Raw genomic sequence first — 15,800 nt, 5'->3', positions numbered from 1 at the left:
AGAAGCAAAGAAACCCAAGCAGCCGCCCAAAGCTCCCCCGATTCCGGTGTCTGGAGCTGGCGCCTCATCCTCCAAAGGGAGCGCTAACCAATCGGAACCCAAGCGAAAGTAGCCAGGTCGCCGCCCTGGGACGACAAGACCCCGGTCCGGCATGAACTTTTCGGTGTAGAACGGCTGGCGCAACACGCGCGCAGCCTGGCCGCGGCGCAAGCGGTCACGTCCAAGCCGCGCAGGGTGCCCCCGCTGCGCAAGCGGCTGGACGACAATGCCGCCGTGCTGTTGGCGGCTTATCGCGCCAGTGCGGTGGAACTCGAGTGCGGCCGAGGCGTAGAGCCGGCCGCCGAGTGGCTGCTTGATAACTATCACGTCGTGGAAGAGCAGGTCCGGCAGATCCGCGACGATCTGCCGCCTGGTTTCTATCGCCAATTGCCCAAGCTGGCGACGGGGCCCTTCGCCGGCTATCCCCGCGTGCTGGGCGTGGCGTGGGCATTCATTGCGCATACCGACAGCAACTTCGGCCCGGATACGCTGCGGCGGTTCATATCCGAGTACCAATCCGTGCAGACGCTCACCATCGGCGAGCTCTGGGCCGTGGCGATTACCTTGCGTGTCGTGCTGGTCGAGAACCTGCGGCGTCTTGCCGACGAGATCGTTGCTGGACGCCAGGCGCGCGACAACGCGGACGAACTGGCCGAAGCGCTCTTGCGTGCGGGCGCGGCCCGCACGGCGCTGGATCTGGATGCCACGACCCGCTCCCGCGGACCCTTGTCCGAAGTGTTCGCGGCGCAACTCAGCAAGCGCTTGCGTGACCAGGACCCCCGCGAGACGCCGGCCCTGGCCTGGTTGCAGGAACGCCTGAATGTGCAGGGAACGTCCACCGACGCTGTGGTGGAACAGGCGCAGCAGCGGCAGGGCGCCTCCAATGTCAGCGTGCGCAACGTCATCACCAGCATGCGCCTGATGTCCGATATAGATTGGGCCGACTGGTTCGAAAGCGTCAGCCTGCCCGATGAACGCCTGCGGCAGTTCAGCGCGTTCGGGAGCATGGATTTCGCAACGCGAGACCTGTACCGCAAGGAGATCGAGCATCTGGCGCGCCGCTCCGCCATGACCGAAATAGAGGTTGCGCAGGCGGCCCTGGATGCCGCGGCGGCGGCAGCGGCAGATATGGGCGGGGAGGACCTGGAGCGGATCCGGGACCCGGGCTATTACCTTATCGGGAAGGGGCGCGGGGCGTTGGAGACGCGGATCGGCTATGCGCCGCCATGGAGCCTGCGGCTGGACCGCATGGCCATGGGTAGCGGGATCCTGGGCTATGTAGGCACCATCATCGCCGCGACGGCCGTGCTTGCCGGCCTTGTGCTATGGGCGCTATGGACCCCGGGCATGGCCGCCGGCTGGCTCGCGCTGTTCCTGGTTTTGGCGCTTTTCCCCTTGACCGAAGTCGTCACCACGCTTGTGAACCGGGTCATCACCTGGAAGCTGGGGGCGTCGGTGCTGCCCGCCATCGACCTGACGCGCAGTGTGCCGGAACAATACAGGACCCTGGTCGCCGTTCCCACGCTGCTGACGAGCGAAGCCGAGATGCTTGCTCAAATCGAACAACTGGAAGTGCTTTACCTGTCCGGCTCCGGCGGCGACCTGGTCTACGCGTTGCTGGCCGATGGCCCGGACGCCGATACCGAGACCACCGTGGCGGACGCGCCGATACTCGCGGCGGGCGCCGCGGCCATCGCGCAACTGAATCTGCAGTATGGACCCGCCCCCGGCGGCAGCCGTTTCCTGCTGCTGAATCGCCGCCGCGTCCTGAACCAGGCGGAAGGCGCCTGGATGGGGTGGGAGCGCAAGCGCGGCAAACTTCACGAATTGAACCGGCTGCTGCGGGGGGCGGGTGACACCACCTATACCCCCATCCCGGGGCTGCGCCAGCAATTGCCGGCAAACGTGCGATATGTCCTGACATTGGATGCGGATACGAGGTTGCCCAGGGACGCGGCGCAGAAACTCATCGGAAAAATGGCGCACCCGCTGAATCGCCCCCGGTTCGACTTCGGCAAGCAGCGGGTAGTCGAAGGACACGCCATCCTCCAGCCCAGGGTCACGCCGTCATTGCCCCTGAATCGCGAGGGCTCCATCTATCAGCGCCTGTTCTCCAGTTCGGCGGGCCTGGATCCCTACGCGGCGGCGGTTTCGGACGTCTACCAGGATCTGTTCGGCGAGGGTTCCTACACGGGCAAGGGCATCTACGACATCGATGCCTTCGAGTTAGCCTTGGCCGGCCGGGTGCCGGAGAATGCCATGCTCAGCCATGATCTGTTCGAGGGTATCTTCGCCCGCGCCGGGCTGGCGTCGGATATCGAGGTCGTCGAAGAGTTTCCGGCACGCTATGACGTGGCCTCGCGGCGCACCCACCGCTGGACCCGCGGCGACTGGCAACTGCTGCCATGGCTGTTCGGGCGTCCTGCGGGCGATCGCGCCGTACCGCCGGTCGGACGGGGCAAGATGCTGGACAACCTGCGCCGGTCCCTGCTGGCGCCCGCGAGCTTCCTCGCTTTGGGCGCGGCGTGGACCTTGCCCATGCCGGCCGCCGCGCTGGCGACGCTGTTCATTGTCCTGTGCCATGCCATCCCGGCCGTACTTCCGTCGATCAGTTTCGTCGTGGCACGGCGAAGCGGTGTATCGCTGCGCAGCCGCTTGAGGCTCTTCGGCCAGGACCTTTCCCTGGCCGGGCAGCAGATCCTCGCGTCTTTCATCTTCCTGGCCGACGGCGCCTGGAAAATGACCGACGCCATTTTCCGGACCTTGTATCGGTTGCTGGTCAGTCGCCGTCATCTGCTGGAATGGACGACGGCCGCGCAATCCGCGGGCACGGCCCGCTCGGGCGTGGCGGGCGTTTACCGCATGATGTGGCAGAGCGTGTGCCTGGCGCTGGCCATGTCTGCCGGCGTGCTGCTGCTGCAGCCGCTTTCCTGGGTGCTCGTGCTGCCATTCGCGCTGCTGTGGATCGCAGCGCCGGCATGCGCCTGGTGGATCAGCAGGCCGCGAGGGGTGGCCGCCGAGCTGCGCGTGTCGCCATCGACTGCGCTCGCCTTGCGCCGCACGGCGCGCCGAACGTGGCGATTCTTCGAAACATTCGTGACGGCGGAGGACCACATGCTGCCGCCCGACAATTTCCAGGAAACGCCCAAGCCTGTGCTGGCCCGGCGCACGTCGCCGACCAACCTGGGCCTGTATCTTCTGTCCATCGTCGCCGCACGCGACTTCGGATGGACGGGTACCCGGTGCGCCGTCGGGCGCCTTGAAGAAACGCTTGCCACCATGGGGCGCATGGAGCGTTACAACGGTCACTGGTTCAATTGGTATGCGACGGACGATCTGCGCGTGCTCCAGCCCGCCTATGTTTCTTCGGTGGACAGCGGCAATCTCGCCGGCCACTTGATCACCCTGGCCAACGCCTGTGAGGAATGGACTGACGATTTTTCCAGCTCGCAAGCCCGCCAGGGGTTGGCGGACAATCTCGCGTTGGCCCGCCAGGCGTTGTCCGAGATGACCGCACCGGGCGACGACCGCCCGCAGCAGCTTGCCGCCGGGCTGGATGAGATCGACACCCTGCTGCATGGCGGCCAGGACATGGTGTCGCTGCTGCCGACGTTGGGCCGGCTTGCCGGAAAGGCCGTCAAATCAGCGCAGGCCCTGGTTCCCGCCGAGGCGGAAGGGTATGGCACCGACCTGGCATTCTGGACAGATGCGCTGGCCGGTGCCGTGCAGGCGCATCGCGATGACGTGGAAGCCGCTACGCAACGTCCCGAGGTGCTGAATGCGCGTCTGCGTGCCCTTGCCGGCACGGCGCGCGAAATGGCCATGGCCATGGATTTCGCCTTTCTGCTGGATCCGGAGCGCAAGCTGCTTTCGATCGGCTATTCCCTGGGCGACAATCGCCGGGACACCAGTTGCTACGACCTGCTTGCGTCGGAAGCCAGGCTGGCGAGCCTGTTGGCCATCGCCAAAGGGGACGTTCCCTCGCGACACTGGCAACGCCTGGGACGTACGTCCACGCCCGTCGGCCGGGGATCGGTGCTGATCTCATGGTCGGGCTCGATGTTCGAGTACCTGATGCCCTCGCTGATCATGCGCGCCCCGGTGGGCAGCGTGCTGGAACAGACCAACCGCATGGTGGTGCAGCGGCAACGGCAGTATGCAGCGGGCCTGGGCATTCCATGGGGCATCTCCGAGTCGGCCTATAACGCGCGCGACATGGCGTTTACGTACCAGTACTTGAACTTCGGCGTACCAGGCCTGGGACTCAAGCGTGGCCTCTCCGAAGACCGCGTCGTGGCGCCATACGCGACGGGTCTGGCGGCGATGGTCGATCCGGAAGGCGCTCGCGAGAATTTTCGCCGCCTGGCGCAACTCGGCGCCCTGGGCCGCTATGGTTTTCACGAGGCCCTCGATTTCACGCCGTCCCGCTTGCGCGAGGATGAGTCGGTCGCCATTGTGCGCAGCTTCATGGCGCATCATCAAGGCATGACTATCGTGGCCATCGCCAATGCCTTGCTCGATGGCTGCATGCGCACGCGCTTTCACCGCGAGCCCATGATCCAGGCCTGCGCACCCCTGCTCCAGGAGCGTGTGCCGCGAGATGTCGTCGTCGCCCATCCTCGCGCCGAGGAGGTCAAGGCTTCGGCCGTGCCGGCCGATGGCGCGACCCTCACCATGCGCCGTTTCGACCGGCTGCCCGACGGGCCGCCCCACACGCATTTGCTGTCCAACGGACGCTATACGGTCATGTTGACCACCGCGGGTGGCGGTTACAGCCGGTGGCGCGAGATCGCGGTGACACGCTGGCGCGAGGACGCCACGCGGGACAACCTGGGCTCCTATCTGTTCTTGCGGGATATGCAGCAAGGCAATACGTGGTCGGCTACCCCGCAACCTAGCTGGGCGGAGCTGGAACAAATCCAGATCGGCTTCTCGGAGGACCGGGTCGACTTCATGCGCCGCGATGGGGCGCTCACCACCATGACCCAGGTTCTGGTTTCGGGCGAAGATGATGGCGAAGTGCGGCGCGTGTCGCTGGTGAACAGCGGCCGCCGGGCCCGGGATATCGAGGTGACGTCATACGCCGAACTGGTGCTGGCGCCAGCGGCCAACGACAGGGCCCATCCGGCGTTTTCCAAGATGTTCGTGGTGACCGAGTTCCTGCCAGAGTTCGGCGCATTGGTCGCTACCCGACGCCCCCGGTCCGGGGACGAGCCGCAAGTGTGGGCGGCTCACTTCGTGGTGATCGAAGGCGAAGTCATTGCGCCAGTGCAATACGAGACCGATCGCGGGCGCTTCGCCGGTCGAGGCGCGCCCGGGTGGCTGCCGGGTGGCGTCGCTCCGGGGGCGCCATTGTCCAACACCGTTGGAACGGTGCTCGACCCGGTGTTTGCGCTCAGGCATGGTGTGCGGGTCGCGCCTGGCCGCGTTGCGCGGGTTTCGTTCTGGACGCTGGTGGCGGAGACGCGCGAAGCGCTGCTGGACCTGGTGGACAAGCATCACGACCGCAACGCTTTCGAACGGGCCCAGACCTTGGCGTGGACCCAGGCGCAGGTCCAGTTGCGCCACCTCGGCATGCACGCCGAAGAGGCGGCCGCGTTCCAGCGGCTCGCGGCGCCGCTGCTGTACCCGGATTCAAGATTCCGGATACCGTCCGCGGCCATCATCCGGGGCGCCGGGAGCCAGTCCGGGCTGTGGCCCTACGGCATCTCGGGCGACCTGCCCATCGTGTTGCTGCGTATCGACGATGTACAGGACATGCCCCTGGTCAGGCAGTTGCTGCGCGCCCACGAATACTGGCGCATGAAGCGCCTGGCAGTCGATCTGGTCATCCTCAATGAACGCGCCTCGTCGTATATCCAGGACCTGCAGAACGCCATCGATACTGCGGTGCGCAGCAGCCAGGCGCGGCCCACCTTCGGGAAGGAGCTGGCCAAGGGCGCGGTTTACACCCTGCGTGCGGATCTCATGGCCAGGCCGGGCCGAGATCTCGTCCAGTCGGTGGCCCGCATCGTACTGCTTGCGCTGCATGGCACCGTGGCCGAGCAGCTGGCCCGTATCGTCGATGCCTCCCCGCGGATGTCTGCCTTGCCGTACTCGGCCCCCGTGCCCGTGATGATGCCGGGGCCGGATAAGCCCGCGGCGGATTCGCCGGCGCCGCAGGGGCTGGAATTCTTCAACGGCCTGGGCGGCTTTGATATGGATGGCAAGGAGTACGTCATCCAGCTGCAGGAGGGCATGGCGACACCGGCGCCCTGGATCAATGTCATTGCCAACCCGCATTTCGGCTTCCAGGTTTCAGCGGAAGGCAGCGGCTACACCTGGGCGGAGAACAGCAAGGAAAACCAGTTGACGCCATGGTCGAACGATCCCGTGATGGATCCGCCCGGCGAGGTCTTTTACCTGCGTGACGAGGCCACCGGCGAGCTCTGGAGTCCCACCGCGTTGCCCATACGTGGGCAGGGCAGCCATGTCGCGCGCCATGGATTCGGCTACAGCCGCTTCGAACACCGGCACGACGGCATCGCCACCGATCTGTTGCAGTACGTGCCGCCGCAGGACCCGATCAAGATATCCCGCCTGACGCTTGCGAACCACTCGGACCGGCATCGCCGGTTATCGGTGACCGCCTATGTGGAATGGGTGCTGGGGGCGGCCCGCAGCGTCTCCGCGCCGTTCCTGGTCACCCGCATGGATGAAGCAAGCGGGGCGATGTTCGCGGCGAACCCGTGGAGCCTGGACTTCGGGCAACGCGTGGCGTTCGCGGACCTGTCGGGCCGCCAGGCGTCGTGGACCGCCGACCGCCGGGAATTCCTGGGAGACAACGGCGAACTGGCGACGCCGGCCGCGCTGGCGCGGACGGCGGATCTGTCGGGACGCTGCGGCGCGGCGCTGGACCCGTGCGCGGCGATGCAATGCGTGGTCGGGCTGGAGCCGGGGGAGTCGGTCGAGATCGTCTTCTTCCTGGGGCAATCGCCATCGGCCGATGAAGCTCGGACGCTGCTGGCGCGCTATCGGGAGACGGACCTCGACGCGGTGCTGGAGCAGGTGAAGGCCGATTGGCGGATGCGCCTGGGCGCCATCCAGGTGAAGACGCCCGATCGCGCCATGGATGTCCTTCTGAACGGCTGGCTGCTTTACCAGGCGATCGCCTGCCGCCTGTGGGCGCGATCGGCTTTCTACCAGGCCAGCGGCGCGTATGGCTTTCGCGACCAGTTGCAGGACAGCATGGCACTGATGTTCTCCATGCCCGAGGCGGCGCGGGCGCAATTGCTGCGCGCCGCATCCCGGCAGTTCGTGGAGGGCGACGTGCAGCACTGGTGGCTACCGCAGTCCGGGCAGGGCGTACGCACCCGAATTTCGGACGACCGTGTCTGGCTGGCCTACGCTGCCGCCAATTATGTCCTGCGTTCTGGCGACGCGGCCGTACTCGACGAACAGGTACCCTTCCTGCAAGGCCCCGCGCTGGGACAGGATGAGCACGACATCTTCTTCCTGCCCTCGGTGGCGGAGGAAACAGCCACCTTGTTCGAGCATTGCGCGCGTGGCCTGGACCAGTGCGTGGCGTTGACCGGCGCGCATGGCCTGCCGCTGATCGGCACCGGCGACTGGAACGACGGCATGAGCCGCGTGGGCCAGGCGGGCCGTGGCGAAAGCGTATGGCTGGGCTGGCTGCTGCTGCGCACCGTCGACCTGTTCGAGCCGATGGCCCGTGCGCGCGATCCGGTGCGCGCGGCGCGCTGGCGCGAGCATGCCGACAACGTGCGCACGGCGATCGAGACCCATGCCTGGGACGGCGAATGGTATCGGCGCGCGACCTTCGACGACGGCACCTGGCTGGGCTCCGTCGATAGCGAAGAATGCAGCATCGATTCCATCGCCCAGTCGTGGGCAATCCTGTCCGGCGCGGCGCCGCCCGAACGCGCCGCCCTGGCCATGGCCAGCCTGGACAAGCACCTGGTGCGTCACGAAGACGGCGTGGCCCTGCTGTTCTCTCCACCCTTCGATCGCATGGCTCGTGATCCCGGCTATATCAAGGGATATCCGCCCGGGCTGCGCGAGAACGGCGGCCAATATACCCACGCCGCGCTGTGGGCTGTCCTGGCCTACACGAGAATGGGCGACGGCGACAAGGCCGTAGAGCTCTTTTCGATGCTGAACCCCGTAAATCACGCCCGCACGCTGGCGGATGTGGGTCGCTACAAGGTCGAGCCATACGTTGTGGCTGCCGATGTCTATTCCGTCGCGCCGCACGCTGGCCGCGGCGGTTGGACCTGGTACACCGGCTCGGCCGGCTGGATGTACCGGGCGGGCCTCGAAGGCATTCTTGGCATACAGCGCAGCGGCGATTCCGTCACCGTCAACCCGTGCATTCCAGCTGCATGGCCCGGCTTCGAAGCCTCGCTGGCGATCGGGGAGAACCGCTACGAGATCCGCGTCGACAACGTTTCGGGGCGGGGCACGGGCGTGTCGGCGGTGCATATGGACGGCGTGGCGATGGCGTGCGAAGGCGGCGAAGCATCGTTGCCGCTTGACGGCCGGCGGCATGAGGTGACGATCACACTGTAGGACCGCCAGCGCTGCGCGCCCTGGCGGCTTGCGGCCGGCAGGGCTTTGCGCCCATGGCGGGGCGGGCACGGAGCTCCGCCCGCCATGCCGGGCGGCACGCTAGGATTGCTGCCCCACGTGGTGATTGATCCACCCGAGCAGCCAATCCGCGACCTGCAGGCTGTTCTTGTCCTGCATCATCATGTGCGAGTTGCCGTGTATGCCGATCTTCGGCAGTTCCACCAGTTCGCTCTTGCCACCGGCTTTATTTACCGCCTCGACGAAGGCACGGCATTGCGTGAGCCGCGGCGCCCAGCGCTGCGACTGCTCGACGTAGTCCCCGAACAGCACCAGGATGGGCATCTTCAGGTACGGCTTCAAGTCGCCGGCCGCGTCGGGGCAGGCGCCGGGTTCGATGGAAATAATGGCGGCGATGCCATCGGTGCTAAGCGCCGCCGTCTGGAACGGGTAGATGCCGGATTGGGAGTGGCTCATCAGGATGGTTCCCTTCAGGCGCACCGCCAGTTGCGACAGGTTCGCAACCGTAGGGTTGGGTGTCGGCAGCGCGGCAAGCCAGTCCGGCACCATCTGCTTCCAGAACTCGTCCTGGGCCTGCAGAGGGAACTGCATTCCCGCGAAGACCTTCGGATACTCGGGGCCGAAGCGGAATATTTTCCACGCCCCTTCATGCGACGCGGAAAAGACCGGCGGCAGTTTGTCCGCCGGCATTTTCCCAGTCTTGACCGCGTTGATGGCGGAAGGGTCGGCCGCCGAGCGCCCACGCGAAACCTGGTCGATCACATAGGTCGAATAGCCCTTGCGCAGGAAGTATTCGTCCCAGCCCATCCGGCCGTCCGGCGTCGTCTCCCAAGTCTTGCCCGTCAGGCAGCAGCCGTGGATCAACGTGATGGGATAGCGCCGGGGATGTAGAGGAACCTGGTAGTGGACATACATCTGGTCCACGGTGATGGTGCCGGATGCGTCATAGGCGGGCAAGGTGGACAAGGTATCGGAATGCACATTGCGCCCGCCGATGAAGAAGCTGCCTTGCTTCGCAATCGTCAGGGGCGCTTCAGGGGCGGGCTGGGCCAGGGCATTGGGGCTGGAAATCATGGCGGCCCAAAGCAGGGCGAGAAGCAGCGGTAAGGCACGGAAGGAAAACATCGCGTCTCCTGTTATGGAAGGGTACCGGACACGGTGGCGCCGGCCCGGGAAGGCCATCGGCGGTGGCGACGGCCGCCGCGTGCTGGCTTGGGCGATGAGGGCGCTGCCGCACCGCCGAAGTGCCCGCGCAGTGTAGAGCGCGTCGGTTGACTGCCGCCTTAGCGTCAGATTGGCCCTCCAGTCCTCCGCGATACGGGGAAATTGCCGACCGGAATCGGGAACGCATGGACGTGGCCATCCACGTACCTGTCCCGAGGGCGATCCGCCCTCCGACTGTACGGAGGAGACACCATGCACATACCTGCGACCACCCCCACCACCCCACCGGACCGCCCGCCGATTCCGCCCCGTCCGGTCCGGGACGACCTGGACGGCTTGCTGACTGCCTATCTCTCGGACGCCGCCAAGCCGCATCGCGACAAGGTGCTTGACCTGTTGCGGGTCATGGATACGGCCCCGGCCGGCCGGCATCTCCTGATGGAGCTGCGGGGCCTGGCCCAGGGCGGACATGTTCCCGTGATAGACCTGCGCGCCGGCGACGCCAAGCCCCTGGACGAAGCGGTCGAAGGGACGCCGGTGTGGCGCCTTCCCGCGGACGCCGTCCGTCAGCATGCCGCGGAAGTCGGCGTGCCGCCCGAAACCCAGCATGCGCCCGCCGTGTTCTGGGACCTGATCAGCGTGCGCAATACCCTGGTGCGCCTCGCCGGCACGTCGGGGGAGCCGCTCGATCCCGTGCAACTCCAGGCGCGGTTCCGTACGGAGTTGAACGGCGGGGACGATCCGGCGAAAACCGGCAGCGCTGTGTCGAAAAGCAAAAGCGTGGACGAGACCTATCCACCGGCGCTGGCACTGCATCGTGCCAGCGTTTCCACGATACGGGTGGTCGACCCGCGGCCCACCAGCCTTCCGGACATTTCGGCCTTGCCTGGTCCTTACGGCCAGGATCCGGTCACCGCGAGCGCCAGGACGTCGCCGTCCACACCCGCCGATCCAGGCGCCGCCTTGGCCACGCAAATCGATGCGGTCACGCAATCCGATCCGCCACCGTCGCAGACTGTTGCGCGGCAGTCGCGCCTGGTCCGTTGGGCACGGGGCAGCCTGCGCTGGCTGCGAGGGCTGCCGGGGCTGCGCGACCTTGTCCGTCGCGTCCGGCCGAATAACGCCACCAGGCAGGATCCCGATGCGACGGCATCCGAATCTTCAAGGAAGCGCCGCAGCGCGACGGTTGCCTCGCTGCGGCCGACTGCGTCCACCGACTCGGTCAGCACCGCCACGGTGGTGAACGGAGGCAATGCGGGAAGTGCTGCCATCCCCGCCACCGCACCGGCCCCGACCACCCCGACGAGCCCGGATTCGTCCGGAGAGCCGGGGTTGCAACGGGACCGCAACCGCAGCGGACATCGGCGCGTGCCTTCGGACGCCGATGCATTGTTGCGTAACATAGGCAAGTGAATCAGGCGGGCTGCGTCCGCCGACGTCCGCCAAAGGCGTTGACGAGCAGCCCCGCCATCACGAGCAGCGCACCGAGCAACTGCGGCAGCGACAGCGCTTCGTCCAGGATCGCTGCCGCTGCCGCCAGGCCGATAACCGGTATCAGCAAGGAAAAGGGCGCGACCTGGGCGGCCGGATAGCGCGACATCAGCCGTGCCCACAAGCCATAGCCCACCAGCGTCGCGATAAACGACAGGTAGAGCACCGCGAATATAGAACTGCCGCCCAGGGACCCCAGCGCCCCCGCGATGCGCTCGGGCCCTTCCAGCCACCACGACAAGGCGAAGAAAGGCAGCGGCGGGATCAGGCTGCCCCATACCACCAGGCCCAGCATGTCCGCCTTGCCGGCCTTCTTGGTCACGATATTCCCCAGCGCCCACATCAGCGCCGCGCACAAGGTCAGTGCGAAGCCCGCCATCGTCATCGCGCCGCCGCCCTGTTCGCCGATCAGGGCCAGACCGCCCGCCGCGATCGCCAGTCCCGCCGCGTTATGGAAACGGAAGCGCTCGTGCAGGAGTAGCGCCCCCAGCGCCACGGTAAAGAAGGCCTGCGCCTGCAATACCAGCGATGCCAGGCCAGCCGGCATGCCCACCGACATCGCGGTAAACAGGAAGGCGAACTGTCCCAGGGATATGGTCGCGCCATACGCGACCAGCCAGCGCGTGGCGATGGCGGGCCGCTTGACGAAGAAGACGGCGGGCAGGGCAGCCAGCGTGAAGCGCAGCCCGCCGAGCAGCATGGGCGGGATGCCATTCAGTCCCATCCTGATGACGACGAAGTTCATCCCCCATACGAGGATGACGATGGATGCAAGGGCAAGGTCCCTGGGCGACATGTAGACTCCGTGGCGAGATGGACGCACCCGCGGTGCGGGCCGGAACACGCCGATGAAATTGCGTATTGTCCCGTAACGGCTGCGGACTGGAAAAACCGCAAAACAGGCGGACAATGGTCGGGTTCTGACGGTGGACCACCGGTTCTGCCCAATGATAAGCTGGCCCTTGATTCAGTCAGCCACCGCACGTTCTAAGAGAGCCGACGGTAGACCATGTCCAGTTTGCAGGAAACGTATGCCGCGCCGCGGCGCATGACGGAGTTCGAGGCGCTGTTGGCCGCAGGGTCTGTTGCGCTCGATGCCATTCCAGGGGCGGTTTATCTTTGCGATAGCGAGGGCCTGGTGGTTTGCTACAACATCGAAGCGGCGGCCCTGTGGGGCCGTCAGCCCGACGTCGACCCGCCCAGGGAATATTTTTGCGGATCTCATCGCCTGTACCTGCCGGACGGCACGCTGCTGCCCCGCAGCGAGTGCCCCATGGCGAAGGCCATCCAGGACGGCGCCTCCACGCGCAACGCGGAGATCGTGATAGAACGCCCGGATGGCTCCCGCCTGACTGCGCTGGTCAACATCCGGGCGTTGCGGGATGCGCAGGGCGAGGTACAGGGCGCCATCAATTGTTTCCAGGATATTTCTGTACGCAAGGCCATCGAAGCAGAGCTGGCGCGCCAGAAGGAAAGCCTGGAGGACTTCTTCGAAAACAGTGCGGTCGGCCTGCATATCGTCAGCGGCGATGGCATCATTTTGCGTGCCAACAAGGCCGAACTGGATATGCTCGGATACGCGCCGGAGGAATACATAGGCCGGCAGATCGGGGATTTCCACGCGGATGCCGACGTTCTCGCCGATCTAATCGACCGTCTGTCCAAGGCGGAAACGCTGGAACGCTATCCCGCGCGCCTGCGCGCCAAGGACGGCTCCATCCGCGACGTACTTATCACGTCCAATGGCCGCGTCGACGACAAGGGCCTGATGCATACCCGATGTTTCACGCTGGACGTGACAGACCTGCGCAAGGCTGAAATCGCCCGGCAGCAGATGCAGGACGACATCGAAGCCAGCGAGCGTCGCCTGCGTGAATTGCTGCAGGCCTTGCCCGCGGCGGTTTACACCACGGACGCGCAGGGCCGCATCACCTTCTATAACGACGCCGCCATCGAACTGGCAGGCCGGCGCCCCGCATTGGGCGACGAATGGTGCGTGTCCTGGCGGCTGTATCATCCCGACGGGACGCCCCTGCCGCATGACGAATGCCCCATGGCCGTCTGCCTGAAAGAAGGGCGTATCGTACGCGGCGGCCAGGCGATCGCCGAGCGCCCGGACGGCAGCCGCGTGCCTTTCATGGCGTATCCGACGCCCTTGCGCAATGCCGAAGGGCAGCTGGTGGGCGCCGTCAATATGCTGGTGGACATCTCTTCCCACAAGCAGGCGGAGGCGCGGCAGAAAGCCCTCATCGATGAGCTGAACCACCGTGTCAAGAATACCTTGGCCACCGTGCAGTCCTTGGCACGGCGCAGCGCGCGCCATGCGAACAACCTGCAGGAATTCGGCGCGACCTTCGATGCGAGAATCCTGGCGCTGGCCCGGGCGCATGACCTGCTGAGCCGGCGCTACTGGGTCGCCGTGGCGATGCAGAGCCTTGTCCAGGATATCGTTGCGCCCTACGCCGATACGGACGGCAGGGTAAGGGCCCAAGGGCCCGCCCTGGATCTGAATCCCCGCGCCGCATTGAGCCTGGCCATGGCGCTGAACGAGCTTGTCACCAATGCGGCAAAGTACGGAGCGCTCTCCGTGCCCCACGGCTCCATTTCGGTCCACTGGGAGATGCCGGAAGATGGGGCAGCCACGATGCGTCTCGACTGGGTGGAGGAAGGCGGCCCTCCCGTCGCGGTTCCCCCGCGTCGCGGCTTCGGCACAGTCCTGCTGGAACGCTGTATCGACCGCGACCTCGGGGGCCGCTGCGATCTGCGATTCGATACCCGAGGCGTGCGCTGCCGGATGTCCATTCCCCATGCCCAGTTGGTCGCCCATGAGTGAATTAATCGGTTCGCGCGTGTTCCTGGTGGAAGACGAGACCGGCGTCGCGATGCTGATCGAAGACATGCTGGAGGAGCTCGGTTGCGAACTCGTTGCTTCGGTGGCCCATCTGGCGCAAGCCTTCGACGTGGTGGCGTCCACGGTGTTCGACGTCGCCATCCTGGATGTGAACGTCAGTGGTGAACAGGTATTCCCGCTGGCATCCACGCTCGCCACCCGCGGCATCCCCATCGTATTCAGCACGGGCTACGGCATGGCCGGCATACCCGAGGAAATGAGGGTCTATCCCGTATTGGCCAAGCCCTTCGCCTTCGACGAGTTGAAGCGCACCCTGGTATCCGTGCTGCGCGAGGCGCCCGATGCGCGACGCCGAAGCGTTTGAGTACCGCGGTTGGCGGGTCACCATCGAGATTCGCCAGCCCGCGGCTGAATCGGATACCGGGGTCTACATGACCACCATCGCCATTGCCGCCACGGGGCCCGATGGCGCGGCCGGCGAGCCGGTGTTCCTGTGCAAGCGCGCGCAGTATGTCTACCTGGACGAAGACGCCGCATACCAGGCCGCCGTGGCGCGAGCCAGGGCCCACATCGACGGGCTGCCGCGCCGATAGTCCCTTGCCGTCCCAGCACGATTTCGTGCGGATGCACCATCCGGCGCACCATGCCTGTGCCGCGGCAGCCGCCGGTCGTGGGCTGCGCGGCGCTTCCCCCAGGTTTTTCTCTTGGCATGCATATTGCTTGCTTTCTATGCAAGTGACTTGCATGAAACGCATGTAACTTACGCGCGCCGGCATAGGCCCGGCGGCGTCGATCCATGAAAGCCAAGGGGAATGTCATGCTGCTACGCCGGGTTATCGCTGGACTGTTCGCTTTGATGGTGGCCGGCGCGGCGCATAGCGCCGACCTGCTCGACACCATCAAGAGCAAGAAGGAAATCGTCATCGGTACGGAGGCGCAGTTCACGCCCTTCGAATACCTGCAGGACGGCAAGATCGTGGGTTATGGCCCCGACCTTATGCGGTACATCCTGGCGGACCTGCCCGGTGTGACCGTCAAGCAGTTCGACCTGCCATTCCAGGGCATTCTGCCGGGGCTTGCCACCAAGCGTTTCGACTTCGTCGTTACCTCGGTGACCATGACGAAGGATCGTGCCGCGAAGTTCGCCTTCACGGTGCCGATCGCGGATGCGACCACCGCCCTTGTCAAGCTCAAGCGGGATAACGGTTTGACGGAGCCCGCCGGTATCGCCGGCAAGACGGTCGGGTCGCAGGCCGGATCGGCGCAGTTGAAGGCGCTCCAGGACTATGCCGCCAAACTGAAGGCCGACGGCAAGCCGGCAGTCACCATACGGGAGTACGTCAGCTTCGACGAGGCCTATGCCGACCTGGCCGCCGGCCGCCTCGACGCGGTGGCGCAGTCGCTGTCCAACCTGTCCACCCTGGTCAAGACGCGTGGCGATGTCTACGCGGTCGTCGATGGACCCATCGGTCCCAAGACCTATTTCGGCTGGGTTGGCCGCAAGGACGCGGACAGTGCCGCCCTGGTCAAGTTCTTCAGCGACGGTATCGCCCGCGCGGAGAAAAGCGGGGAATTGAAGGCGCTGCAGATGAAGTGGTTCGGCTTCACGATGGATGTGCCGACCGACCACGTGCCGGCGCCTGAGCTGTAGGCCGCGCGCCTGACGTCC

The 15,800-nt window shown here is 65.9% G+C and carries 8 protein-coding genes; 6 read left to right on the top strand and 2 right to left on the bottom strand.

Translation table 11 applies throughout. From position 1 onward, the window contains the following. Window positions 1–90: 90 nt before the first annotated feature. Window positions 91–8,607, top strand: coding sequence for a glycoside hydrolase family 94 protein (locus BAU07_RS19485; RefSeq protein WP_066661197.1), 8,517 nt, complete (start codon window positions 91–93; stop codon window positions 8,605–8,607). Between the two features lie 99 nt (window positions 8,608–8,706). Here the strand turns inward: BAU07_RS19485 and BAU07_RS19480 are convergent, their stop codons facing one another. Further along, the gene (locus tag BAU07_RS19480; RefSeq protein ID WP_066661194.1) at window positions 8,707–9,750 is read right to left on the bottom strand and encodes an alpha/beta hydrolase family protein; all 1,044 of its coding nucleotides are present in this window, start codon (window positions 9,748–9,750) and stop codon (window positions 8,707–8,709) included. 291 nt (window positions 9,751–10,041) lie between these two features. On the opposite strand from BAU07_RS19480, the gene BAU07_RS19475 reads away from it, so the two are divergent. After that, on the top strand, window positions 10,042–11,202 hold the full coding sequence (locus BAU07_RS19475; RefSeq protein ID WP_066661191.1) for a hypothetical protein: 1,161 nt from the start codon (window positions 10,042–10,044) through the stop codon (window positions 11,200–11,202). A gap of 1 nt (window position 11,203) precedes the next feature. Here BAU07_RS19475 and BAU07_RS19470 read toward each other — a convergent pair whose 3' ends face one another. Further along, on the bottom strand, window positions 11,204–12,076 hold the full coding sequence (locus BAU07_RS19470; RefSeq protein ID WP_066661187.1) for an EamA family transporter: 873 nt from the start codon (window positions 12,074–12,076) through the stop codon (window positions 11,204–11,206). Between the two features lie 213 nt (window positions 12,077–12,289). Between BAU07_RS19470 and BAU07_RS19465 the strand changes: the two genes are divergently transcribed. The 4 genes from BAU07_RS19465 to BAU07_RS19450 all read left to right on the top strand — a co-directional run bounded on the left by BAU07_RS19465 (window position 12,290) and on the right by BAU07_RS19450 (window position 15,782). Next, complete coding sequence (locus BAU07_RS19465; protein WP_066661184.1) at window positions 12,290–14,113, top strand: sensor histidine kinase; 1,824 nt, start codon at window positions 12,290–12,292, stop codon at window positions 14,111–14,113. Beyond that, entirely contained in the window at window positions 14,106–14,495 is a 390-nt protein-coding gene (locus BAU07_RS19460) for a response regulator (protein WP_084025878.1), read from the top strand. Before BAU07_RS19465 ends, BAU07_RS19460 begins: the two co-directional genes overlap by 8 nt. Further along, window positions 14,473–14,724 carry a hypothetical protein gene (locus BAU07_RS19455; protein ID WP_066661181.1) on the top strand — a complete coding sequence of 84 codons (252 nt, stop codon included), beginning with the start codon at window positions 14,473–14,475 and terminating at the stop codon, window positions 14,722–14,724. Before BAU07_RS19460 ends, BAU07_RS19455 begins: the two co-directional genes overlap by 23 nt. A gap of 203 nt (window positions 14,725–14,927) precedes the next feature. After that, window positions 14,928–15,782 carry a transporter substrate-binding domain-containing protein gene (locus BAU07_RS19450; protein WP_232338169.1) on the top strand — a complete coding sequence of 285 codons (855 nt, stop codon included), beginning with the start codon at window positions 14,928–14,930 and terminating at the stop codon, window positions 15,780–15,782. Window positions 15,783–15,800 lie beyond the last annotated feature (18 nt).

It is taken from the genome of Bordetella flabilis (assembly GCF_001676725.1).
Lineage (GTDB): Bacteria > Pseudomonadota > Gammaproteobacteria > Burkholderiales > Burkholderiaceae_B > Bordetella_C > Bordetella_C flabilis.
This window is presented reverse-complemented; position numbering and strand designations above follow the sequence as displayed.